The organism is Ruegeria sp. ABM4_193, assembly GCF_056158705.1.
The window spans coordinates 1,627,931-1,651,493 of sequence record NZ_JBSWTT010000001.1 but is presented as its reverse complement, the minus strand read 5'-3'; the positions used below and the strand labels follow the sequence as shown (position 1 = coordinate 1,651,493).

Annotated in this window: 27 protein-coding genes and 1 other RNA gene; 8 read left to right on the top strand and 20 right to left on the bottom strand. The window is 56.5% G+C overall.

The features are described 5' to 3' along the window. Positions 1-66 precede the first annotated feature (66 nt). Positions 67-360 (bottom strand): CtrA inhibitor SciP, encoded by a 294-nt coding sequence (sciP, locus tag ACXADZ_RS08320; protein WP_171668266.1) that lies wholly within the window; start codon positions 358-360, stop codon positions 67-69. Between the two features lie 130 nt (positions 361-490). Between sciP and mnmA the strand changes: the two genes are divergently transcribed. Next, positions 491-1,636 carry a tRNA 2-thiouridine(34) synthase MnmA gene (mnmA, locus tag ACXADZ_RS08315; protein ID WP_171090139.1) on the top strand — a complete coding sequence of 382 codons (1,146 nt, stop codon included), beginning with the start codon at positions 491-493 and terminating at the stop codon, positions 1,634-1,636. Here the strand turns inward: mnmA and ACXADZ_RS08310 are convergent. The 19 genes from ACXADZ_RS08310 to ACXADZ_RS08220 form a co-directional block, all read right to left on the bottom strand. After that, a complete protein-coding gene (locus ACXADZ_RS08310; protein ID WP_475194846.1) occupies positions 1,633-2,178 on the bottom strand; it encodes a carboxymuconolactone decarboxylase family protein in 546 nt (181 codons plus the stop codon). The two genes, mnmA and ACXADZ_RS08310, sit on opposite strands and share 4 nt — an antisense overlap. A gap of 98 nt (positions 2,179-2,276) precedes the next feature. Continuing rightward, a complete protein-coding gene (locus ACXADZ_RS08305) occupies positions 2,277-2,852 on the bottom strand; it encodes a hypothetical protein (protein WP_171090142.1) in 576 nt (191 codons plus the stop codon). Then, positions 2,845-4,011, bottom strand: a complete 1,167-nt coding sequence (gene lpxB, locus ACXADZ_RS08300) for a lipid-A-disaccharide synthase (RefSeq protein ID WP_475194836.1) — start codon at positions 4,009-4,011, stop codon at positions 2,845-2,847. Before lpxB ends, ACXADZ_RS08305 begins: the two co-directional genes overlap by 8 nt. Further along, entirely contained in the window at positions 4,011-4,805 is a 795-nt protein-coding gene (locus ACXADZ_RS08295; RefSeq protein ID WP_475194834.1) for an LpxI family protein, read from the bottom strand. Before ACXADZ_RS08295 ends, lpxB begins: the two co-directional genes overlap by 1 nt. A gap of 4 nt (positions 4,806-4,809) precedes the next feature. Continuing rightward, on the bottom strand, positions 4,810-5,595 hold the full coding sequence (gene lpxA / locus ACXADZ_RS08290) for an acyl-ACP--UDP-N-acetylglucosamine O-acyltransferase (protein WP_475194831.1): 786 nt from the start codon (positions 5,593-5,595) through the stop codon (positions 4,810-4,812). Further along, positions 5,592-6,065, bottom strand: a complete 474-nt coding sequence (gene fabZ / locus ACXADZ_RS08285) for a 3-hydroxyacyl-ACP dehydratase FabZ (protein ID WP_050602398.1) — start codon at positions 6,063-6,065, stop codon at positions 5,592-5,594. The genes lpxA and fabZ overlap by 4 nt, the downstream gene beginning before the upstream one ends. Positions 6,066-6,137: 72 nt before the next feature. Further along, on the bottom strand, positions 6,138-6,707 hold the full coding sequence (locus ACXADZ_RS08280) for an OmpH family outer membrane protein (RefSeq protein ID WP_253762022.1): 570 nt from the start codon (positions 6,705-6,707) through the stop codon (positions 6,138-6,140). Between the two features lie 15 nt (positions 6,708-6,722). Beyond that, positions 6,723-9,083 (bottom strand): outer membrane protein assembly factor BamA, encoded by a 2,361-nt coding sequence (bamA, locus tag ACXADZ_RS08275; RefSeq protein WP_475194824.1) that lies wholly within the window; start codon positions 9,081-9,083, stop codon positions 6,723-6,725. A gap of 127 nt (positions 9,084-9,210) precedes the next feature. Further along, complete coding sequence (locus ACXADZ_RS08270) at positions 9,211-9,354, bottom strand: hypothetical protein (protein ID WP_171090153.1); 144 nt, start codon at positions 9,352-9,354, stop codon at positions 9,211-9,213. A gap of 79 nt (positions 9,355-9,433) precedes the next feature. Next, positions 9,434-10,786 (bottom strand): RIP metalloprotease RseP, encoded by a 1,353-nt coding sequence (gene rseP, locus ACXADZ_RS08265; protein ID WP_475194818.1) that lies wholly within the window; start codon positions 10,784-10,786, stop codon positions 9,434-9,436. Positions 10,787-10,790: 4 nt separating this feature from the next. Further along, positions 10,791-11,963, bottom strand: coding sequence for a 1-deoxy-D-xylulose-5-phosphate reductoisomerase (dxr, locus tag ACXADZ_RS08260; RefSeq protein ID WP_475194811.1), 1,173 nt, complete (start codon positions 11,961-11,963; stop codon positions 10,791-10,793). After that, positions 11,963-12,745, bottom strand: a complete 783-nt coding sequence (locus ACXADZ_RS08255; RefSeq protein WP_475194806.1) for a phosphatidate cytidylyltransferase — start codon at positions 12,743-12,745, stop codon at positions 11,963-11,965. The genes dxr and ACXADZ_RS08255 overlap by 1 nt, the downstream gene beginning before the upstream one ends. After that, positions 12,742-13,473, bottom strand: coding sequence for an isoprenyl transferase (locus ACXADZ_RS08250; protein WP_171090161.1), 732 nt, complete (start codon positions 13,471-13,473; stop codon positions 12,742-12,744). Before ACXADZ_RS08250 ends, ACXADZ_RS08255 begins: the two co-directional genes overlap by 4 nt. A 9-nt stretch (positions 13,474-13,482) precedes the next feature. Continuing rightward, positions 13,483-14,046, bottom strand: a complete 564-nt coding sequence (gene frr / locus ACXADZ_RS08245; protein ID WP_171183306.1) for a ribosome recycling factor — start codon at positions 14,044-14,046, stop codon at positions 13,483-13,485. A gap of 180 nt (positions 14,047-14,226) precedes the next feature. After that, entirely contained in the window at positions 14,227-15,222 is a 996-nt protein-coding gene (gene acuI / locus ACXADZ_RS08240) for an acryloyl-CoA reductase (protein WP_475194803.1), read from the bottom strand. Between the two features lie 104 nt (positions 15,223-15,326). Further along, positions 15,327-16,430: a dimethylsulfoniopropionate demethylase gene (locus ACXADZ_RS08235; RefSeq protein WP_475194798.1), complete on the bottom strand. Its 1,104-nt coding sequence runs from the start codon at positions 16,428-16,430 to the stop codon at positions 15,327-15,329. After that, complete coding sequence (locus ACXADZ_RS08230; protein ID WP_475194795.1) at positions 16,431-16,958, bottom strand: DinB family protein; 528 nt, start codon at positions 16,956-16,958, stop codon at positions 16,431-16,433. Beyond that, the gene (locus ACXADZ_RS08225; RefSeq protein WP_171090173.1) at positions 16,958-17,662 is read right to left on the bottom strand and encodes a DUF1326 domain-containing protein; all 705 of its coding nucleotides are present in this window, start codon (positions 17,660-17,662) and stop codon (positions 16,958-16,960) included. Before ACXADZ_RS08225 ends, ACXADZ_RS08230 begins: the two co-directional genes overlap by 1 nt. Before the next feature lie 4 nt (positions 17,663-17,666). Continuing rightward, positions 17,667-18,449, bottom strand: coding sequence for a DUF2182 domain-containing protein (locus ACXADZ_RS08220; RefSeq protein ID WP_475198530.1), 783 nt, complete (start codon positions 18,447-18,449; stop codon positions 17,667-17,669). 97 nt (positions 18,450-18,546) lie between these two features. On the opposite strand from ACXADZ_RS08220, the gene ACXADZ_RS08215 reads away from it, so the two are divergent. The 7 genes from ACXADZ_RS08215 to ACXADZ_RS08185 all read left to right on the top strand — a co-directional run bounded on the left by ACXADZ_RS08215 (position 18,547) and on the right by ACXADZ_RS08185 (position 23,466). Further along, the gene (locus ACXADZ_RS08215) at positions 18,547-19,278 is read left to right on the top strand and encodes a FadR/GntR family transcriptional regulator (protein WP_475194793.1); all 732 of its coding nucleotides are present in this window, start codon (positions 18,547-18,549) and stop codon (positions 19,276-19,278) included. Between the two features lie 114 nt (positions 19,279-19,392). Then, positions 19,393-20,793, top strand: a complete 1,401-nt coding sequence (locus ACXADZ_RS08210; protein WP_171183315.1) for a selenium-binding protein SBP56-related protein — start codon at positions 19,393-19,395, stop codon at positions 20,791-20,793. Positions 20,794-20,806: 13 nt separating this feature from the next. Beyond that, positions 20,807-21,460 carry a hypothetical protein gene (locus ACXADZ_RS08205; protein ID WP_171183317.1) on the top strand — a complete coding sequence of 218 codons (654 nt, stop codon included), beginning with the start codon at positions 20,807-20,809 and terminating at the stop codon, positions 21,458-21,460. A 59-nt stretch (positions 21,461-21,519) separates the two neighbouring features. Continuing rightward, positions 21,520-22,170, top strand: a complete 651-nt coding sequence (locus ACXADZ_RS08200; RefSeq protein ID WP_475194789.1) for a TenA family protein — start codon at positions 21,520-21,522, stop codon at positions 22,168-22,170. A 17-nt stretch (positions 22,171-22,187) separates the two neighbouring features. Then, positions 22,188-22,550, top strand: a complete 363-nt coding sequence (locus tag ACXADZ_RS08195) for a DUF4345 family protein (RefSeq protein WP_171090183.1) — start codon at positions 22,188-22,190, stop codon at positions 22,548-22,550. 36 nt (positions 22,551-22,586) lie between these two features. Beyond that, positions 22,587-22,934: a transfer-messenger RNA gene (gene ssrA, locus ACXADZ_RS08190) on the top strand. Between the two features lie 100 nt (positions 22,935-23,034). Continuing rightward, the gene (locus tag ACXADZ_RS08185) at positions 23,035-23,466 is read left to right on the top strand and encodes an ester cyclase (RefSeq protein WP_171183320.1); all 432 of its coding nucleotides are present in this window, start codon (positions 23,035-23,037) and stop codon (positions 23,464-23,466) included. The last annotated feature ends 97 nt before the right edge of the window (positions 23,467-23,563 follow it).

Below are 23,563 nucleotides of genomic sequence, written 5' to 3'. Positions count from 1 at the left end.
GTCAACAATTCCAATTAAAATTAAACCTGAACAAGAATGGTTAATCTGACGTTACCGTTGAATCATTTATTCACACTCTCCCTTAGGTTGTCGATATTTTTTTAAAGCTGTTGCCTTCAACGCCTCGACACCATGTTCAGCGACAAGAGACACCCAGCTGTTGAACTCTTCATCACTGATCCCGTACTTTTTCTTGGCATCAGACAAGCCGATCAGGCCGTAAAGCACGCCACGCACGACCAAAATCTTGCGTGAGGCCACCCAGCGGCGCGTATTTGCAGGCGGCAGATCTGCGCGTGTCAAAACGGACCCATCGGGCAGTGTCACGGACCTTGGGCCCTCAACTTTGTGCAAAAACATCTTTCTACCCTTTTCTTCCTGCTCCGTTACTGACATCAGGCTACTTAAGACCGCATGAAACCGCCCCTTGAGAATGTGTAGAATTTTCTTATATTCCGGCGGTCTTCCTTAACCCGAAACGGAACTGATCATGGCCCTCGATACCGAGACCCCGCTGAACTCGCTTGGTTTTGCTAAACCGCCCTCGGAAACGCGGGTGGTTGTTGCGATGTCCGGTGGCGTCGACAGCTCGGTTGTGGCGGCCTATCTGGCGGATCAGGGGTATGACGTCGTTGGGGTTACGTTGCAGCTTTATGACCACGGAGCGGCTTTGGCCAAGAAAGGCGCGTGTTGCGCCGGGATCGATATTCACGACGCGCGCCGTGTGGCCGAGGAGCGTGGCTTTCCGCATTACGTCTTGGATTATGAGAACATCTTTAAAGACGCCGTGATCGACGAATTTGCTGACAGCTATCTGGCGGGCGCGACCCCTGTGCCCTGCATTCGCTGCAATGAACGGGTGAAGTTCAAGGATCTGCTGGAGACTGCCAAAGATCTCGAGGCCGACTGCATGGCCACCGGTCACTATATCCAGCGCAAGATAGGCCCCAATGGGCCAGAGCTTCACAGCGCCGAGGATGCGAACCGCGATCAGTCTTATTTCCTGTTCTCGACCACGCCGGAACAGTTGGACTTCCTGCGTTTTCCTCTGGGCCACTTGCCGTCCAAGGACGCGACGCGTGAAATGGCGGCGCAATACGGGTTGTCCGTTGCGGACAAGCCTGACAGCCAGGACATCTGTTTCGTGCCCAATGGCAACTATGCCAGTGTCATCGAAAAGCTGCGCCCCGGTGCAGCGGAACCCGGCGAAATCGTACACGCCGATGGCCGCGTTCTAGCGCAGCACGACGGTGTGATCCATTACACCATCGGGCAACGGCGCGGCCTTGGCATCGGCGGCCTGAGCGAACCGCTTTACGTCGTCAAACTGGACGTCGACAAGAAACAGGTTGTTGTCGGCCCCAAAGAGATGCTGGCCACCCGAGTTGTACCGGTGCGCGAGATCAACTGGCTGGGCGATGAACCTTTTACCTCGCGCGATGAATGGCACCTGAAGGTCAAAGTTCGCTCAACCCGCCCGCCGCGTGAAGCCATCATTCGTCCGCTGTCCGACACAACAGCAGAAGTTGAACTGCTGACGCCGGAAGAAGGCATCTCTCCGGGTCAGGCTTGTGTGTTTTATGCAAGTGAAGGTAGCCGCATTTTTGGCGGCGGCTGGATCTGGCGCGGATACTAAGCCGATACAGGTTCGACCTCAAACTCGATCTGGATTTGCAGCGCATCGTTGAACCGGTTGAACGCTCCGCACAACGCGATGCGCCAGGTCAATTCAACGATCTGTGCATCGCTGAACCATTCTCGCAGGTCAGACACTTCGGCGTCCCGCATACGACCGGACCGTGTTGTCACGGCTTCGGCATAGCGTACAACAGCTTTGTCACAGGCATCAAGTTCAGGATGATCCTCGACATCCGGGAGGCGCGCAGCCCCTTCCGAACTAAGGCCCGCGACCGTTAGCAGCGGCGTATGATGGGAAACGCAGTAGTCGCAAGCATTCAGCTTTGACACCGTTACCATCGCCAATTCCAGTGCGCGGCGTGGCAGGTTCTGCTGTTCGCGCAACGTGGTCAGCATTCCGGTGACATGGTCCAGAATGGGCGGGCAATAGGCAGCCACGCGGGCCCAATTGTCGAACGGGCCATACGCACCCAAAGCGGCGTGAGATGCGCGTGCTTCTTCCGTCATCTCATGATCCAACAACGGGGGAATGCGGGTCATGGCAAAGCTCCTTTTTCGATCAAGATATCTCAGGCCCACACCGCTGCAACAACCTGGCTGAGATCACTTATGCGCGACACGGGCGCGTCTTGAACCCGCTACACAATATCTGTGGGCGAGTTAAAGAGAATGTAAAGCCCAACGCAGACCATGATGTAAGGAGCGATCCGATCCAGACGTGCGACACGAGGGCCGAGGCTTTTGGCGCGGGGCGCCCCCCATGTCGCAACAGCGACCAGACCGGCGGCGGCCGCTACTGCACCAACCAGTGCTGCCACGCGATAGGAGGGCGCGGAGTCCGCAAGCAAAGGGGTCATAACCGCAAAACTGTCGATCGAGAGGCTCAGGAAAAGCGTGACGACCGAGGTTACGGCACCTTTCGGTTCTGCCTCTTCCACTTCCTCTTCCCGAAATTGCTTCCAAATACCACGCAAGCCAAATGCCAATGGTACGATGCCCAGATACCCAATCCAGAAGGGCACACCGCTTTGGTTCAACCCCAACGCCACGGTCAAAGCCAGAGTCAGAACAAGTGTCTGTGCGACCGCAAAACCCAAAATGGCGCGGCGTTGCTCCATAACCAAGATCAGGCCAAGCAAGACAGCCAGATTGTCGAGATTGGTGGACACCATCGCAATCCCGGCAGACACCGCGAACAGCGCATGATCAAGCATTGTGGACCTGCATTCTGTCCAATACAGCCCGTGCTGCCCGCAGACCGGGGGCTTCGCCACCTCGGCCCAATCGGTCCATGGTCAGGCTCATGGCAAGCTGCTGCGCATCCGGGGCGTTGATCACATTGTGCAAGGCCTGGGAGATCTTTTCGGGTCGACAGTCATCCAGCAGACATTCCGGCACAGCGCGCGTATCTGACACCAGATTGACCAGCGTTACGGTGTCCAGTTTAACCATCCGCTCGGCCATCTTCTGTGTCAGCCAGTTCAGTTTGTAGGCAATGACCATCGGCGTATTCTGCGCAGCAAGCTCAAGTGACACAGTCCCTGACGCCGCAAGCGCCAAACTGGCCGCGCCAAACGCGGAACGCTTGTTGGCCAGCGCTTGATCCGCGTCTTCATGGCGTGGGTCCAGTACAACCGGGTCTCCGGGCCAGTCTGTGACCAATTCTTTGACGAGGTCCGTTGTCGCACCAACTGTCGGGATCACCACGCGGTAGCCCGGATGGTCCTTGGCAAACAGCCGCAATGCGCCGCCAAAGGACTCCGCAAGCCGTTCGATCTCTCCCCGACGTGATCCGGGCAAAGCCAGAAGGATCGGCGCGTCTCCCAGACCAAAACGGCTCCGAAATGCGGCGATCTCGTCCCGAGTGGCAACCGGTTCACTGGCCACAGGATGGCCGACAAAGTCGCACTCCATCCCTGCCCGTTCCATATACGGCGGCTCAAAAGGAAGCAGGGCCAGAACATGGTCAATGACCTTGGCCATCTTGTCGGCCCGCCCCGGTCGCCAGGCCCAGACACTTGGGGCGACGTAGTGAACCGTGCGGGTGTTGCTTGCGGCCTTTACGATCTTGGCAACTCGCAGGCTGAAATCCGGGCTGTCGATGGTGATCAACACATCCGGTTTTGTGTCCAGCACGGCCTGTGCGGTCTCGGAGATTCGGCGCTTGAGGTGGAAAAACTTTGGCAGAACTTCAACAAGGCCCATCACCGAAAGTTCTGACATGGGGAACCGGCTTGTCAGGCCCTGCGTTTCCATCAGCGGTCCGCCGACTCCGTCAAACTCGACATCTGGGATCAGAGTCTTCAAGCCTTCCATCAACGCGCCGCCCAGCCGGTCGCCCGAAGGTTCTCCGGCGACCAGAAAGACGCGCATCAGGCTGCCCGCTCGCGGATGAAAAGGAACAGACCCAGACGGTTACATTCTGCGATGACCTGCTCTTGCCCCAGGACAAGCACGCCGCCTTTTTCCAATACGATCCCGGACAACCCGGCCGCGACCGCATCCGTGACGGTATCCGGTCCGATGGCTGGTAGATCGGCGCGCCGGTCTTGATCGGGTTTGGGCCCTTTGAACAGTATGCCTCCACCCGCGTCTGGTCGTTGGGTCAAAGACTTCAGCATCCAGGCAGTGCCGAATATCCCTTCTATCGCGAGCGCCTGACCTTTAGAGACCGCACATGCTTGTCCGGTATCAGCAGCCCCCATTGCGCGCAGAATACCAGCCGCACGGTCTGCATCGGCCATGTCAGCCTCAGAGGGTTGCGCATCCGTCAGACAGCCCAAAGGCGGAAGCAAACCGGGCGCAATGTCATGTGCGGCGCGCATTTGCAGCCCAGCATCCTCAAGGATTCCGATGACCGCACGCAACGCGCCGTCATCCCCGGACATTATCGCCTTTTGGATCACCGGAACCAATGGCAGGGTCGCTGCGTCAATGCGGCTTGGGTTGATGGACGGGCGCTGAACTGCACCAGCCAGACAAATCTGCGTCACGCCCCGCGCCTTGAGATCGGCAATGAAGCTGCCCAGCTGCTCCAGCGGGAATTCTATATCCACGGTCAGATCGTCAGGTGGAAACCCTTCCAGTGCGCAGATCAAAGGTCGGTCTGCGAGCTGAGCCACAACTTCGGTTGGCAATGCCCCTGTTCCCGCAATCAACGCCAGCATTGGTTTATTTCCCTGGTGTCAGGAATGAGCGATCACTGTGGCCGGTAACAAAATCGACGATCCGCTGAACATAATCGCTTTCATTGCCTTCGCCGATCCGGCTGGCGCGGTCCATGAAGGTTCCATCGCCCTCGGACAGTTCCTTGAAGGCCGCGCGCAGCGCCGAGATATCCTCGCGCGAAACACCCTTGCGTTTCAGACCTACAAGGTTCAAGCCGTCCAGCTCACCACGTGAGGCCTGCACCAGACCGTAGGGAATAACGTCTTTGGGCACCATGGTCAGCGCTCCGATGATCGCCCCACGCCCGACGCGCACCCATTGATGCAATCCTGAGATGCCGCCGACGATCACATCGTCCTCCACGATACAGTGACCGGCTGCTCCTGCATGATTGACCATGATGACCCGGTTGCCGATCTGCACGTCGTGCGCCACGTGAACGCCCGCCATAAACAAGCAATCGTCGCCAATCCGCGTCACACCGCCGCCACCGTCGGTACCGGTGTTGATCGTCACATGTTCCCGGATCCGGTTACGTTGACCAATTTCCAGACGGGTGTTTTCGCCACCAAACTTCAGGTCCTGAGGAATTTCACCAATCACCGAGAAATTGAAGATAACAGTATCATCACCAATCGAAGTGTCACCGGTCACGACCACATGGGATTTCAGTTCAACCCGATCCGCAAGTTTGACCTGCGCACCCACATAGCAAAATGGACCGATCGAGCAGTCCTGCCCGATCTTCGCGCCCTCTTCGATAATTGCGCTGGGATGGATTCCGCTCATGTCGTTTTTTCCATGTCCCAATCTACATAGGCCGAAAATTCGGCCTCGGCCGCCACTTCGCCCTCAACAGTGGCCCGGCCGCTGAACTTGAACAGCTTGCCGCCCTTTTTGCCGCGCACGGTTTCAACATGCATCTCGAGAACGTCACCGGGTACAACCTTGCGACGGAACTTGCACTTGTCGATGCTCATGAAATAGATCAGCAGCTCGGTGTCGATGACGTCCATGCCAACACCCAGCATTACACCTGCGGTCTGGGCCATGGCCTCAACAATTGTGACGCCCGGCATGATCGGTGTGCCTGGGAAATGCCCCTGAAAGTGCGGCTCGTTCATGGTCACGTTCTTGATGCCGCGCGCCGACTGATAGCCCGAGATGTCCACGACCTTGTCGACCAGCAAAAACGGATAGCGGTGCGGCAAGATCCTTTGGATCAGCTGAATGTCGGCGCTTTTGGTTTCCGTGGTCATTGATCAGGTATCCCGTTTTGGATGTTTCTTTTGCGCGTGGTTAACAATACCGCATTCCAAGAGCAAGCGACCCTATTCGCCATTGCCTTCTTGCAGCGTGCTGCCATCACCGATTGCGGCGTCGATGCGAGCGATCGCAGCCTCGGTAATGTCTGTCGTACTAACCACCACATTCGACCGTTCGATCATCACACTGGCACCGAACTCGCGCAGCAGATCAACAAGAATTGGGCGCACGATCTCAAAAAAAGTCTGTTGCGCTTCTTCGCTGCGCCGCGCCAATGCGTCCAGCTTGGCGCGCTGGCCTTCTCGATGGGACTGAACCTTAGTGTCAAAAGCCTCGGCCAACGGGCGGAATTCCTCAGCGGGCAAGGTCGCGCGCTGTTCCGTCAGTTCCTTTTCTTCCTGGCTCAGCTCGACCACAATCCGTTCGTTTTCTTCTGCCAACAAAGCGCTTTCAACCTCGATCTCTCGCAGAACGCGCTGCCCGAAAGCCGAGTCGGCAAAAAGTTCTTCGCTGGAAAGCGTAACGACGCTGGCCTGCGGCACGCCAAGTTGTTGCGCGTCCAATGCAAGCGGCATCATAAGGGCCGAAAACACACACAGGGCCCGTAATGGGCCCCGTGCTATACTAACGAGCATGTTCAGCATCTGGGATCAGAACCGAGCCTGAATGGTAAAGTCAAAGTTCTGTTCCTTGTCGAAGGATTCTTTCTTGAGAGGCTGAGAGAAGTTGAACTGCAGCGGCCCAAACGGCGTGTCCCACAGAACCGAAATGCCGATCACATGGCGGATTGATCCGCTCGCACCCACAATAGTTGCGCCTGCCGTGTTCACATCGTCGATGTTATAGAGGTTGCCGACGTCATAGAACAAACCACCGCGCAGACCCAGTTCTTCTGGCAAGCCAAGCGGGAAGTCGGTTTCGAACCGGGCAACCCAGTAGTAGTTGCCGCCGATGGCATCGTCCTGACCGTTGGACAAGTCACGTGGGCCAATACCAGCGGGCTCAAAGCCACGGAAGGTGTTCGGGCCCAATACAAAACGGTCGACAGTACGGCTGAAGTCGTTGCCTCTCCAATGCAGTGCGCCGAATTCCATGGTCGCCCGCAGCACGACTTCTTCGTTCCAAACACGGGTTTGTGCGATACCGCGCGCTGTGGTTTTGAAGTACTTGTTGTCTCCTCCAAGACCGGCCGCATCAACGCCAACCTCGAACAGAACACCGGAATTCGGATCCAGACCACCGAGTTGGCTGTCATACACGTAAGATACACCCAACGAGCTAGAGGTTCTTTTGCCTTGCGCAATTTCGGACGAAATAACGGCGCCATTGGTTTCGTTGTCCTGTTGGGTCATCTCGCTGCGATCCCAACCATAGCGCAAGCGCAGCGATGACAACTCGCCGATGGCGTAGGTCAGCTGCGGCGTGAAGAACAGCGAGCTTGTGTCATAGCTGGCAAAACCAGAGTTCGTTCCCGACAGCCCCAGCCCCAAGTCAAAACGCAACTTGCGGCCTAAAAGATAGGGTTCTGTAAAGCTTATGGCATACTGCTCAGAGTCCTGCGCGGTTGAAATGGTCAGACCCAGGTTTTGACCACGTCCCAAAAAGTTGGATTCGTTCAGGCCGATTGCAATCCCGAAACCGTCCGTGACCGAGTAGCTACCACCAAGGCTAAGCGAGCCTGTCGGTTGTTCTTCAACATCCACATCTAGGATCACCTGACTGGGCGAAGACCCTTCGCGCGGCTCGACATCTGCGGTGGCGAAGAAGCCCAGAGCATTGATCCGCTCGGCCGCCTGACGAATTTCGCGCGGATTGAACGGGTCGCCTTCTACAGTGTCGAACTGACGTCGGATGACACGGTCCAGCGTGGTGGTGTTTCCTTCAATGTCGATCCGCTCAACAAAGATGCGCGGCCCTTTTGTCAGAACGAATTCGACGTCCAGTGTCAGGTCGCGATCATTGCGCGTGATGCGAGGTTCGACCCGCAAGAAGTCCACACCCTGTTTGACGCCCAGACGTTCCTGACGCGCAATCGAGTTTTCAATCAGCGATGGCGTATAAGTCACGCCCGGCTTGATCTTCAGTGCATCCTGATATTCAGCCGCATTCACGCCGGGGATTTCACTTACTGTTGTGATCTTGCCAAACGAGAATTTCTGCCCTTCAGTGACGTTCATCACCAAGAAGAAGGCGTCGCGTTCACGGGTGAATTCCACATTGGCGCTGTTTACGCGGAAATCGACATAGCCGCGCGACAGGTAGAAATCGCGAATGACCTGTTTGTCGAATTCGATGCGGTCGCCGATAAATGTATCATTGCGGAAGAAGGTCCGCAGGAACGTCGCCTGCTTGGTTTCGAGAACACGGCGCAACCGGCGATCCGAGAAGGCGCGGTTGCCAACAAAGCTGACGCGTTCAACTTCGATGGTTGTGCCTTCCGATACTTCGAAAACCAGATCGACGCGGTTGTCACTGCGGCGGATGATCCGCGGGATGACTGTTGCCGCGACCCGGCCTTGCGCAGAATAAATTTCGGCGATCAGGTCAGCGTCTGCTTCCGCCGCCTGAGGGGTAAAGACCCGGCGCGGTTCAGACTCTATGGCGTCCAGCAAAACATCGTCTTTGACGCGTGCGTTTCCTTCAATGCTGATCTGGTTGATCGTAGGATATTCCTGAACTTCGATCACCAGAGTCGTGCCACGCGGGGTCAGCTCGACTGTTTCAAATACACCACTGTCAAGCAAACGCTGATAGGCATCATTGATCTGACCAGCGCTGACTGTTTGCCCGGGTTCGATTCCGGTTCGGGCGATGATCGTGCCCGTTTCAATCCGGCGATTGCCTTCCACCTGAAACGAATTGATCGTGAAGTTCTGCGCCTGCGCTGTATTCGGAAAAGCCACCAAACACGCCGCAACAAAAAGGAAAAGAACCGTTAGCGCCTGCCACAAAATATTGTTTGTCGGCATTTGCCCCCCGCAGGATGTGCCCGCGTCTCGCCTGTCAGTCATTTTGTGCTCTACCCAGAATTTTAAGACTTTAATGCTGAGTAACGAGATTAAATGAGCTTGTCAAAAGGCGAAATAGAAGCATTCCAGTGCGACGCCGCACAGCAAGCTTTCTGCATTTCGGTGAGAATCAGAATCCGGCCAGATAAACCCCGGCCAGATACATTGCGCCAGTCAACGCCAGCGCTGTCATGGCAAAGCTCAACAATACGTCACGGTTCAGCATGAAAAGAAAGCTGAACCCCTGGTACGATTTTTTAAGCGCTTTGGTCATGGCGATACCCTTTCAACGCAAAAAGTATAGCCATGAATTGAGGCAGGAATGCGGCCTAAACTTGCACCAACCGCCACATTTAGCAGAACAGATCGTTGCTGACCGAGAACAGCATGAGCGTAAGGATGATAGTGATCCCCAGCCCCATAAGAATCCTCAGCGCGCCATCACTGGGTGGTTTTCCGGCGACCGCTTCATACGCGTAGAATACCAGATGACCGCCATCCAAGGCCGGGATCGGGAACAGGTTCAACAAACCGACAGCCGTCGACAGGACCGCGATAAAGAAGATGAAGTTCTGCGCCCCCTGGCTGGCCATTGCACCCGAGGTTTCAGCAATCCCGATTGGCCCGGAAATGTTGCAGGTGCTGATCGCTCCCGTAATCATGTGCCACATGCCGGACAGAGACCCTTCGATGATACGGCCGGTCTGAATGACGCCGCCACGCAGTGAATCCACAAAACCGGCGGGCTCAGTGGCGGGCTCTAACATCATGCCGCCGATGATCCCGATCCGCCAATGTGTGACAAACCCGCCTTCCGGCTTTGGTTCATCCGTACGGCGTGGGGCAAGCGCGAACTCAAGATCAGAGCCGTCCCGCCATACATTCAACAGCAAAACGCGCCCATCCGAACTTTCGACAAAATCCTTCAGTTGATCGAAGGCAAAGATCGGTTCGCCGTTCACGGCTGTGATCACATCACCCTGCTCTAACTGGATGTCCATGGCCGCACTGCGCGGGGCAACCTGACGGATCAGCGGTGGGAACATCCAGGGGGCCTGAACGTCCAGTGTTTGTCCATCGCGAATGACCGTGTAATCCAGAACCGGTTGCACCGGCAACGCGTCGATGAAATCCTGCCAGGCGCCCTCTTCATCATAGTCCGGCGTAGGAACACCGGCGATTGCGGTGATCACATCACCTTCCCGCAGTTCCTGTACCGTTCCCGGCAAAGGCTGTAGGGAGGCCACGGTCAAGGGTTCGCGCGACACGCCCTGAGACCAGAAGATCATGCCGAAAACCAAAATGGACATGGCAAAGTTAAATGCAGGACCCGCCGCAACTGTGGCAGCCCGCGCCCACAACGGGGCCCCGTGCATGGTGCGGCGCAACTCTTCCGGGCTTTGGGTGGCGATTTCACCCATCGCCTCTTCATCCTTGCCCGACGCAGCATTGGCGTCGCCCAGGAATTTCACATATCCGCCAAATGGGAGCAGCGCGATCTGCCACCGGGTTCCACGTTTGTCGACGCGGCTCCACAGGACCGGACCGAACCCGATCGAGAACACCTCGGCATGGATGCCCGACCACCGGCCCACGATATAGTGGCCGTATTCATGCACGGCCACGATGACCGACAAGGCGATGACAAAGGCAACAATCGTCCAAAGAAGATTGCCAAATTGAGGGATCAGCGAAAGTACGTCCAAAATTCTATCCTGCTCGTTCCACCACGGTGTCATCGACCCATTGACGTGCCAAATGGTCCGTTTGCTGCACGTTATCAAGGGTCATCGCGGCATCAATAAGGCCGTCTGATGCATCAAATCGGTCGAGAACGGCAGCAACTGCATCGGCCATATCCGTAAATGAGATATGGCGAGCAATGAAATGGTCCAGCGCCCGTTCTTTTGCAGCATTGAATACCGAGCCCGCCAAACCGCCGCGATCCATGACATCCCATGCCAGTTTCAGTGCAGGATACCGTGTCAGGTCCGGCGACTTGAAGTTCAGTTGGCCCAGTTTCGTAAGATCAAGCCGTTCCACAGGAAGGTTGCGGCGCTGGGGCCAATGCAAGGCATAGCCAATTGCGTGACGCATGTCCGGTGCGCCCAAATGGGCAATCACCGCCCCATCCCGGTATCCAACCATCGCGTGCACGATGGATTCCGGATGCACCACAACTTCGATCTGCGTCGGGGAGAACGAAAAGTATTCTTTGGTTTCTATGACTTCCAGCGCCTTGTTGAACATGGACGCACTGTCGATTGTAATGCGTTGGCCCATGTCCCAATTCGGGTGGCTGGACGCCTGTTCAACCGTTGCAGTGGCCAGGTCTTCCAGCGGCCAGTCCCGAAAGGCTCCGCCGCTTGCCGTAATGATCACGCGCTCGACCGCATCGATGTCTTCACCGACCAGTGCCTGAAACACGGCCGAATGCTCGCTATCGACGGGCAGCAACCGCGCGTTATGGGCCTTGGCTGTTTCCAGAACCAATGACCCGGCGCAAACCAGCGTTTCCTTATTGGCAAGCGCCAGCGTCGCCCCTTGTTTGAGCGCTTCAATCCCCGGCGCAAGGCCCGCTGAACCTACAATGGCCGACATAACCCAGTCCGCCGGGCGCGCCGCGGCCTCGGCAATGGCACGCGACCCAGCCCCCACTTCCACGCCGCTACCTGCAAGTGCACTGCGCAGGTCGTCCAACTTTTCTTCATGCGCTGTCACGGCCAGATTGGCCCCAAGGCGGCGCGCATCGTCGGCCAATTGCTGAATATTCGCACCACCGGTCAGAGCCACGACGTCGTAGTCGTCTGGCGCGCGTGCGATCAGATCAATTGTATTTTGCCCAATCGATCCTGTGGCCCCCAGAACAGTTACTTTGCGCATTACATCCCACCTGGCGCGTAAATCAGCCCTGCGATCAGAACAAACAACGCAGCGCCCATCATGCCGTCGAAGCGATCCAGAAAGCCACCGTGGCCCGGGATCAGATTTGAACTGTCTTTGACGCCAAACTTACGTTTGACCGCGCTTTCGATAATATCACCGATCTGACTTGCCATTGAAGCCAGTACAGAAACAATGACAAAGGCGAATCCGAAACCGGCATGGGTTGCAAAGGCGATCCCTACACAGGCCGCTGCAGCCCATCCACCTGCGGTTCCCGACCACGTTTTCTTCGGGCTGACCCTAGGCCAGAACTTGGGACCGCCGATTGTTTTGCCAACAAAGTATCCGGCGACATCCGTGGCCACGACCACGGCGATCAACCACACCATCCAGCCAAAGCCAAAATTTTCGCGGATCGAGATAAAACCCAACCCGGCCCCAACGATCCAAACTGCAAACAGCCCGTACAGAGTTTTCGACCGGCTCACCTGCCCCATACCCACCAATGCAGGCGCGACAACAACAGGCAATGTATACAGCGGTGGCACATGATAACTGAGCAGAACCGCAGCGCTTGTCAGGATGCCCAACTGAATTCCCGTACTCTGGTTGTTCGGCTCAATCATCCGAACCAGTTCCCAGGTCATCAGACCACAGGCCACCGCGATAAAAATCTCGAACCAGATACCGCCCAGCCATACCTCGACCGCGCCGATCAGAACCAGTACCGCAGCAGAAAGAACCCGTGCTGTCAGGTCAGACCATCGGCCTTCGCTCATGCCAGCACCGCTCCGAACCGACGCTCTCTGGAGCCGTAGTTGCGGCACAAGGCTTCCAATTCGGCTGCTGTGAAATCCGGCCATAGTGTATCAATGAATTCGTATTCCGAATACGCAGACTGCCACAAAAGAAAGTTAGAGATCCGCGCTTCGCCACTGGTCCGAATAACAAGATCCGGATCCGGAAGAACGCGCGTATCCAGATACTTAGGCAGCGTTTCTTCATCCACCTCTTCAGGCTTCAAACGCCCTTCGGCAACATCACGCGCCAGCCGTTTAGTAGCGCGTGCCACCTCATCCCGACCACCGTAATTCAACGCTACGGTCAAATGAACAAGGTCGTTGTCCTTCGTTTCCTGTTCCAGAGAATCCATCAACTCGGTCAGTTTTGAATCCAGACGGACCCGATCGCCGATGAACCGCACGCGAATTCCATTGTCGGCGAGAGTTCGGGTTTCCTTGATGATGTATCGACGGAACAGGCTCATCAGGCCCGCGACTTCAACCTGTGTTCGTTTCCAGTTCTCGGTCGAAAACGCAAATACCGTGAGATACTTGATCCCCAATCCCGGGCAGGCCTCTACCACCTCACGGACACGCCGTGCACCTGCGTGATGACCAAACAGTCTGGGACGGCCACGCGCCTGTGCCCAACGACCATTGCCATCCATAATGATAGCGACGTGGCGCGGGCCGGAAACCGGATCGGTTTGGGGATCTTTGGGCATCAAACCAGCTCAGACCTGCATGATTTCAGATTGCTTGGTCTCAAGTGCGGCGTCGACGGCCTTGATCATTTCATCGGTCAGATCCTGAACTTCGCTTTCCCAAAGTTTCTGGTCATCTTCCGACATCCCATCGGCCTTGGCCTTCTTGATCTGGTCCATACCGTCGCGGCGCACGTTACGGATCGAAACCCGAGCACTTTCCGCATATTGTCCCGCAACCTTGCCAAGCTCGCGCCGACGTTCTTCGTTGAGTTCCGGGATCGGCAACATGATGATTGTGCCGTTCAACTGAGGGTTGATACCAAGTCCACTTTCGCGAATGGCCTTTTCCACTTTACCAACCAATGACTTATCCCAGACATTTACAGTCACCATCCGCGGTTCGGGCACGTTCACCGTCCCCACCTGGTTGATCGGGGTCAGCGAGCCATAAGCGTCAACCATGACAGGCTCGAGCATAGATGCCGAAGCCCGGCCCGTACGCAGCGAGGCAAATTCAGTTTTCAGATTGGCCATGGCGCCATCCATGCGGCGCTTGAGATCATCTGTGTCCAGTTCGAAGTCGTCAGACATGCTGCTCACTCCCCGTTTTCAGGTACTCTTTGGATGGGTCTTACGCCATCACAATTGGGATGTATAGCAATCATGGTCGGGAATTGTATCAATGGCCAGAGGTGTTGCGACCATTTTGTACCAACTCCGATCCGATCCTCGGCCAGGCACGCCCGCCCGAGGATGCAGTACGCGTCAACTTCAGGCGTTCACATCAACAACAACGCGACCTTTGACCTGACCCTTGAGAATATCCGCACCAAGCTGCGGCAGATCTGACAAAGCGGCTGGCTGAACCATCGCCTCTAGTTTGTCCATCGGCAGATCTGTCGCGATCCGCTGCCACGCGCGCAGTCGGTTGTCGTAAGGCTGCATCACGCTGTCGATGCCCAACAGGTTCACGCCCCGCAACAGGAATGGAATCACAGTCGCAGGCAGGGCCGCGCCTCCGGCCAAACCGACGGCAGCAACCGAGCAGCCGTATTTCATCTGCCCCAGAACACGCGCCAACATATCTCCGCCCACCGCGTCTACACAGCCAGCCCAGGCTTCACTTTCCAACGGGCGCTTGGTGGTTTCATTCAACTCTTCGCGGGGCACAATCGTTGTCGCGCCAAGTGATTTCAAATAATCACCGGTTTCGGGGCGCCCGGTCACAGCCGCCACCTCATACCCCAGCTTGCCCAGAATGGCTGTGGCCACCGACCCAACACCACCTGCAGCGCCCGTCACCAGAACCGGTCCCCGATCCGGGGTCAGCCCATGATCTTCCAACGCCATCACCGCAAGCATGGCCGTAAACCCAGCCGTACCCACAGCCATGGCCTGACGTGCATCCAGCCCGTCGGGCAGCGGCACCAGCCAGTCCGCCCGCGCATTGGCTTTCTGAGAATAGCCGCCCCAATGCGCCTCGCCCACACGCCAACCGGTCAGAACAACCTTGTCGCCGGGTTTGTATCGCTCATCAGACGAGGCTTCGACCGTACCGGCGTAATCGATACCCGGCACATGCGGATATGCTCGCACCAGCCCACCCCCTTTGGGTGACAGGCACAGACCGTCCTTATAATTCACGGTTGAAAACTCCACCGCCACAGTCACCTCACCATGTGGAAGATCATCCAATGAAAGCTGCTTGACCGATGCACTCGCCAAGCCGCTCTCTTCGTCCTTGTCCATCACCAACGCATTGAACATTCTCAAATCCTTTCGTGTTACCTTGACCAGACCAGTCCTTCACCTGGCCCAAAATACCTCGGGGGAGTCGCGCTGCGACGGGGGCAGCGCCCCCAACCCTCGTGTTAAATCCAGAAATGCGACTGCACAGTTGCGCGCCGCATCCCGCCCGGCACCTCGATATCCAGTTCCGTTCCCGCATCCCAATGGCTCAACCGCACCATTCCAATAGCCACATTGGTCTTGAAATCCGGTGACCAGGCGGCCGACGTTACCTGCCCAACCCACTTTCCGTCCGCGTAAAGGCCCCAGGGTCGATCACAACCCGGAACAGGGTCGCCCGCAATCGCGATAGGTCGGATTTGCTGAATCGGCCCCTCTTTCGCCACCCTCAGCAACGCGTCGCGCCCAATGCACCCAATTGCGGTGTTGGTGTTGCAGAATTTGCCCAACCCACATTCGTGCGGTGTGTTATCGTCGGTCATGTCATTGCCATAAGACAACAAACCGCCCTCAATCCGCTCGATCAGGTTCGGACAGCCAGCGCGCACCTGAAGGTCTTCGCCTGCTGCAAACAACGCGTTCCAAAGGGGCATGCCGATCTCGCTGCCCTCAACATAGATTTCAAACCCGCCTTGTTTGGAGTAGCCCGAACGCGCAATCGCCAGATCGCGCCCCTCAAACTCGAACATATCGAACCTGAAGAACCGGATGTCCCGCACGCGGTCGCCAAAAACGCGCGCCATAAGCTCATCTGCCTTGGGGCCCTGAACCGCAAGCGGAGATACATCCGGCTCGTCAACCAACACATCCAAACGGTATCCGACGGCGATCCCTTTGACCCATAGCAACAGGTCACTGTCAGCAATCGAAATCCACCACCGATCTTCAGACAGTTTCACGGCCACCGGATCATTAAGCATTCCACCGGTCTCATCAACGATCGGCACATAGAAACACTGGCCCGGCAACATCCCCCGCAAATCGCGCGGGGTTAGCATCTGCATCAGCCGAGCAGCGTCCGGCCCGCGCAGTTCGACCTGCCGTTCACAGGCCACATCCCACACCTGTACATGGGTCTTCAAATGCCGATAGTCGGCCTCGACGCTTTCGAAAACAGTAGGCAATAACATACGGTTATATATCGTATATCCTTTGACCCCAGCAGCTTCAACCCCATCCGAGAATGGCGTGCGCCTCAGACGGCGCGAAGGAGATATTTGCGGCATTCAATCCTCCTGCGGCATGAAGACTAGATCGCTGACCGGCGCTTCAGATCCCGCCTCGGTCAGCATCTTGTGCACTTGTCCCCGGTGGTGAGTTTGATGATTGAACATATGGATGACGCAGCGCGCATAAGGCAAAGTAATGTCAGCCTCTTTCGCGGCTGAATACCACGTGAACGGACCCGTCAGAGGATCATCCCCCAACCTGTCAGCCCATCGGATAATGCGCGCGTCAATCTTTTCTCGCAGGGGCAGCCACGCGGACAGGTCGGGGCACAGATACACGCTTTCATGAATACCACCGCCCGTTCGATGAATGTTGCTTTCCGGTCCATCTGCCTTTTCAAAGCGAGACATCCAGATCCAATCCCCCCAGAGCAAATGGTTGGCTGTTCCCAGGATCGACCCGAAAAACGCTCCGCGTTCAAGGACCAGTTCCTCATGAGTCAAAGCTTGCAGAAACTCCGCCAACTGCTTGTTTTGCCAATGATTGTATTGCGCCAACTCACGCGCATATGCACCGGAGATCATTACTTGGGCCCATGCCAGTCAATTGGACAAATCTCGGCCGACTTACCGCCAAAGTCCCAGACCCGGCCATAGTCACGTACTTTGGACTTGGTGCCACGGGCGACAATAATATCGGGGCCCATCCAGTATTTCGAGTTCGACACCATAACGGGATGTTCTGGATCTTTACCGCCCAGCATCTCAATCTCGCCCTGTATTTTTCGGCCAATCATGATGCGGCGCTTGGTGCCGTCTCTTTCGATCTGAACGGGCGCGCGCTCGGCCCCGATGATCTCACTGACCAGCATGGTGAACAGCCCGGTGGTTCCGCCCGCCTGCCCGCTGAAGATTTGCAGCAACCCGTTATACGCCTTGCCACTGGCACGTTCGTCTACATAAGCCGCCACTTTCCACTGGCCTTCGCCCATCCGGCCCGGAATATCGACCAACAAACCAACATTCAGCCCCGACAGATCTTCGCCCTCGTAATGCCCGTCATCGATGATGATGCCCATCCAGGCATGACAATGGCCTTCGGTCGGAGGGTGCGCACCCAACGACACCACGCAGGGGCAGAAAACATCGCACGAACAGTTCAGGATCAATTCGCCTTTGATCGACCAATCCGTTGGGCTCATTTCGCGCCGCTTGGGGTTAGGCATCCGGCTGTCGATCCGTTGACTGATAGGTAACCGATCAGCTTCTGGTTTTCTGTTTTTTGCCATTGGCTTAACCTCCGTAACTAATTGGATAGACGAGCAGGACCAGACCACCCGCAATCAGTGCAAACCCCATAGGCCGCGTTATCGCGTGCCCGATTTGTGGGAGTTTTTCCAAAGCCATGAACAGTGTCGCGAGACCCATCCACAACAAGCTCATGACACCACCCACAAATCCCAGCGCCATGAAACCCCAGCAGCAGCCCACGCAAAACGCGCCCAGGCCCAAACCCATGCGAACACCGCCTGCGAAACCGGTTTTCCAATGGCCCAGAAAATAGGTCATCGGAGCATGGCAAACGCCGTGGCAGACCTCTTTCACGCGGGTGAACTGAAAGGCCCCCACTGCGATCATCAATCCGCCCGCAACCCAGCCAGACTTGGCGATGCCCAGCATATCGACCACACCGCCAAACAGCAAAATCAGTTGAATCCCGGTGATCAGAGCCGCAAATCCGACCCACACGAGCCAGTACCCCGCCAGAACGCCCAGCCAGCCTGCGCGGCTACCATTTGCGCTGCGGATCAGGTCATCATAGCTGCGCAGGGTTGGTACAAGTGTCGGCAGCATCATCGCCGCCATCATGATCGCCCACATTGAAAACAGCGGCCCGAACTCGGCCATGGGCATATACATGTCCATGCGCGGATCCATGGCCGCCATGGTCTGTCCCATGGGTCCGGGGCGACCTATCAGATCAAGGTCCATGTCCCGGCTCATCGAGAACATGACCCACCACGCCCACAGGATCAGGACATAAAAGCCCAGCCACATTCCGCTGCGCAGCCACATGCGACTCACTTCGGCCTCCCGACTCAACTCCCTTGCTTTTCAAATGTCAGACTTTTAAATGTCAGACAAATAAAAATTTGCCCAAGGTCCTCTGAAGATGAAAGCCGCGCCCCGGAAAACCGCTGACCTGTCCGCTCAGATCGCTCAAGCCATTCGGGACGCGATTGTGTCAGGTGAGTTGATCGTGGATGCCCGCTTGCCGTCCGAGGCCGAGTTGTCAGAACAATTCCAGGTGTCGCGTCCAACCGTGCGTGAAGCGTTAAAACGATTGGCGGCGCAATCCCTGATCCGCACGCAGCGCGGCGCATCGGGCGGCGCGTTTGTAAATCGGCTGAGTTTTGAGGACGCCTATTCCCAGCAGGTCACAACCTCGACCTTGCTGCTGTCGATGAACGCGGTCAGCTTTGATACCGCCTGCGAGGCGCGTTATGCTTTGGAAAGAGCTTGTGCGCCTTTGTCCGCGCAGCGACGCACCGCAGATCAATTAGCCACCATGCGGGCCGAGATATTTCGTCAATCTCAACCGGGTCTGACAGACGAAGCGTTTTGTGCATCTGACGTGACCTTTCACCGTGCCTTGGTGGATGGGGCTGGAAACCCAGTCCTGTCATATCAATTGGCGGGGGCGGTCGAGGCGATGCAACCCCTGATGAACATGATCACTTTCACCGCGCGGTCTCGTGAAGAAATCATAGCGTTGCACAGCAGAATAGTTGACGCGCTTGAAGCGCAGGACGCCGAAACCGTGGACGCCGCGCTGAATGATCTGGAACACTACACCCGCCAATTGGCGCAGGACGTGGCCGAGCGTAAACGCAAACCAGCTTGAGCGTCCAATGCGCGCTTAGGCAACGAAAGGAAGACGAGCAGGCAGAATGTCATCCGGCGTCAAGACCGGAACTCTCAATACGAATTGAAGATCAATGACTTACGGGAGGACGTTATGAACACTAGACCGGACCCAACCTTTTACCCATCCGCCAAGCTCGCGATGGAGGGGCCTACTGAAACGCTTGCTTTCACCTTGATGCTTAGCCCGGATTTTTCGCAACCAGACGGGTTGGCGGTTGTGAATGTCGATCCAACATCCGACGATTTTGGAAAAATAGTTCATCAGGTAATCATGCCTGAGAAAGGCGATGAGTTTCACCATTTCGGATGGAATGCCTGCTCGTCCGCCCTGTCACCGTTGACCGGGCACGCCTTTCTGGAGCGGCGCTATCTGATCATCCCCGGCATTCGATCCAGCCGGATTTACGTCATCGACGTTAAAAACCCACTTGAGGCGAAGATCCACAAGATCATCGAACCCGAAGAAGTCTTTGCCAAGACTGGATATTCCCGCCCACACACGATCCATTGCGGACCCGAAGGCATCTATGTCAGCACGCTGGGTGGCGGTGGCGCGGATGGCACTGATGGTCCTCCGGGCATCTTCATTATGGATTGTGAGAGCTTTGAGATCATCGGCCGCTATGAGATCGAGCGCGGTGTGCAGGACAAGCATTATGATTTCTGGTGGAACCTCCCGCGCGATTACATGGTCAGTTCTGAATGGGGTCTGCCGCCTCAGTTCGAAAACGGGATAGTGGCCGAAGACTTGCTTTCGAACAAATACGGTCACCGTATCCATTTCTGGAACCTGCGTAACCGGACCAATATCCAGACCATCGATCTTGGTGAAAACCACCAGATGGCACTGGAAATCCGTCCGGCCCATGACCCGGTCAAGCAGTATGGGTTCTGCGGGGTTGTCGTAGACACCACCAACCTTCAAGGTGCGATCTTCACCTGGTGGCGCAATGATGACGGCACATTCGAGGCCAAGAAAACCATCACCATCGATCCGCAACCAGCTGATCCCGATGATCTGCCAGATCTGCTCAAAGGGTTTTCGGCGGTGCCGCCGCTGGTCACTGACATCGACCTGAGCCTTGATGACAAATACCTCTACGTCTCGTGCTGGGGCACCGGTGAGATGCATCAATACGATGTGTCAGACCCAATGAACCCCAAGCTGGCTGGTATGGTTGAAATCGGGGGGATCGTTAAGAAAACCAAGCATCCAAATGGCCAGAGTTTTGGTTACGGTCCGCAAATGGTTGAAATCAGCCGTGACGGCAAACGCGTCTATTGGACCAACTCGCTCTATTCCACTTGGGACGATCAATTCTATCCGGGCGAAGGCGGCGCGGCCATGGTCAAGGCCGATGTTGGCGAGAACGGAGGGTTGACGTTGGATCCGAAATTCTGGGTCGAGTTCCCCGACGGCTACCGCAGCCACCAAATCCGGCTGGAGGGCGGAGACTGTTCAACCGACAGCTTCTGCTACCCCTCGGTCTGAGTTGGACGTTTTGATGACATCAACGGCTGGCCTCTGGCTGGCCGTTGTTCTGAGCGGCGCATATCACGGTCTGAACCCTGGCATGGGCTGGCCGCTGGCGGTCTCTTCCGCGCTGATGGAGCAGCGCCAATCCGCGCTTTGGCAAGCACTGGCGGCTTTGGCGGGCGGGCATTTTGTGGCCATGTTAGGAGTGCTGCTGCCTTTTGCGCTGATGGCGGTTCTGGTCGACTATCAAAAGGAAATCCGAATTGGTGCCGCGCTGCTCGTCATCGCGATGGGGTTGTTCATCGCAATCACCCGTCGTCACCCCCGTTTTTTGTCACGGATTCCCCCCAGCAAACTGGCTCTTTGGTCGTTTCTGGTGGCCCTTGCGCACGGGGCCGCCCTGATGCTGGTTCCGATCTATCTGGGGCTGTGTGCCGTAGATGAACTGGACGCTGGCCATCAAGCGATATCCCAGATCATGACAACAAACACACTACTGGTTTTGGGCGTCGCCGCGCTTCACACAGCCGCCATGGTTCTGGGCGGAGGTCTGCTGGCTTTTGCCGTCTATCGTTGGCTGGGCCTGCAGGTTCTGTCGCGCAGTTGGTTCAATCTTGAGCTCATCTGGGCGCTAAGTCTGATATTGGTTGGCGGCCTTGGTCTTTGGTCAGCGCTTGGTTGATCTTGTACTTTGATTTGAAACGCGCTTTGTCTGCGGCAAGACAAAAACGGAGTTTCCGAATGCTGGACCAAACCCGCCCGACCGAAATGCTGCGTCAGGGCAGAAGTGATGACTGGCAAGCCGCCACCTCCCACGCCTTTACGCGCGATTTGTCCGACGGCACCCTGCCCGAGGACAAAATGCGCTGGTACCTTCAGCAGGATTATCAGTTCGTGGACGGATTTGTGCGCTTGCTTGCCAGTGCCATCGCGCACGCTCCGACCCTCGCAGACAGCACACCAGCCGCGCAGTTTCTCGCGGTGATCACAGGCCCCGAGAACACTTATTTCCTGCGCGCAATGGAGGCTTTGGGCACAAAACCCAGCACAGAACCCGCCCCCGCCACACGGGCGTTTCAGGACCTGATGGCCGAGGCCGTGGCCTCGGGCCGTTATCAGAACATGCTGGCCGTGCTGGTCGTGGCCGAATGGGTCTATCTGAGCTGGGCCAGCCCGGAAAACCCACCCAAAGACGACCTGCCCTTCTGGTTTGCCGAATGGATCACGCTACATGCGGGCGAAGGGTTTGAAAGCGTGGTCGAATATCTGCGTGGACAGCTGGATAAGGTTTGGCCGACGTTGGATGCGGCTGAACAGGCCGAGGTCACGCGATTGTTCCATCGCGCAGTCGAACTGGAACGTGATTTCTTTGACGCCGCCTACGCGGCCTGAACCATAAGGGGGCCGGAATGGTCACAACTCTGAACGTGATTGCTGCGTTGCTGACTATCGGGTTTGGCGCGTTTGGGTTTCTGGCCCCAGCCCACACTGCCTCGGCTCTTGATCTGGCCCCGACCAACAGCACGATGGGCTTGTCTGAGATGCGCGCCTCGGTCGGAGGTCTGTTTGTCGTCACCGGAATCGCCGTTATCTGGCTGAACAATCCAATGGCCTATGTCATGCTGGGCGTCGTCTATTCGGGGGCAGCGTTAGGCCGATTTGTATCGGTCGCGCTGGACAATCCGCCGTTGGCCAAGGCGATGATCTTTGGTGGAATCGAACTGGTTCTGGCCGTTTGGCTGATTGCTGCAAACTTTAATAAAACAACCTAACCAACTGAGACTATTGGGTTGATTGAGGTGCAATCTGAGTTTGCATCTAACCATCACCTCACCTATATATGGAATGTCCTTCGGGACTATGGACATAAACGCGCTCGTAATAAGCGGATCGGACCCGGGGGCGGTACCCGGCGGCTCCACCAACCATCCTTCGTTTGGGGATTTTGGGGCCGAAACAGGATCGACGAACGTCTAAAGGGGTTAGCTTTGTCTCGGCTGTCTGCCACCGTTATCGGCGAAACTAGTACAATTGCAAACGACAATCGTGCTCCGGTTGCAGTTGCTGCGTAAGCAGTAACAAGACCGAAATCTAAGCCCTTGCGCCTAGCCGCGTAAGGCGGGGTTCGCAGGTACCTGGCAACAGAAACCTGCATTATTCCCTGACATATCTGACCTTATTCCCTTTTTTAGGGCACATTCAGAGTTTGTTCATTCCTGCCTGTCATCGTTCCCTCACTTGGACAGGAGAGCTGGGATGACAAATTCAGAGATACTCAGGGCGTGGTATTCCGAAGTTTGGGAAAACGGAAATACCGAGGCAATCGATCAATATTTTGCGCCGGAAACGATGGCCGAAGGGCTGATCCCCGAAATGCAAGTTGGTGCAGATGATTTCCGCGACCTGGTCACCGCGTTCCGCCATATCCTGGGCGACATCAAGGTTGAACTGCCCAAGATCATCGAAAACGGGGATTGGGTGTCAGCGATTTTGAATGTTCGCACCTTCCGCGCCGACAACGGCGCGCCTTTGGAGGTCACGGGACAGGTCATGGCGCGGTTCAAAGGCGACAAGATGGTTGAGGCCTACAATCACTTTGATTTCATCTCGTTCTTTGAAGAGTTAGGCCAGTTTCCATCCGACACACTGCCCGTGTGCATGACAGGTCAACGTCTGGACTGGGCCTGAACCCAAAGCAATCTTGACCCCAATTGCGCTTGCACGTTAGCAAGCGCCAAGGGGTCCAAATGCGAACACCCCAAGGCGGTGCCGCAAGTTTCGCATC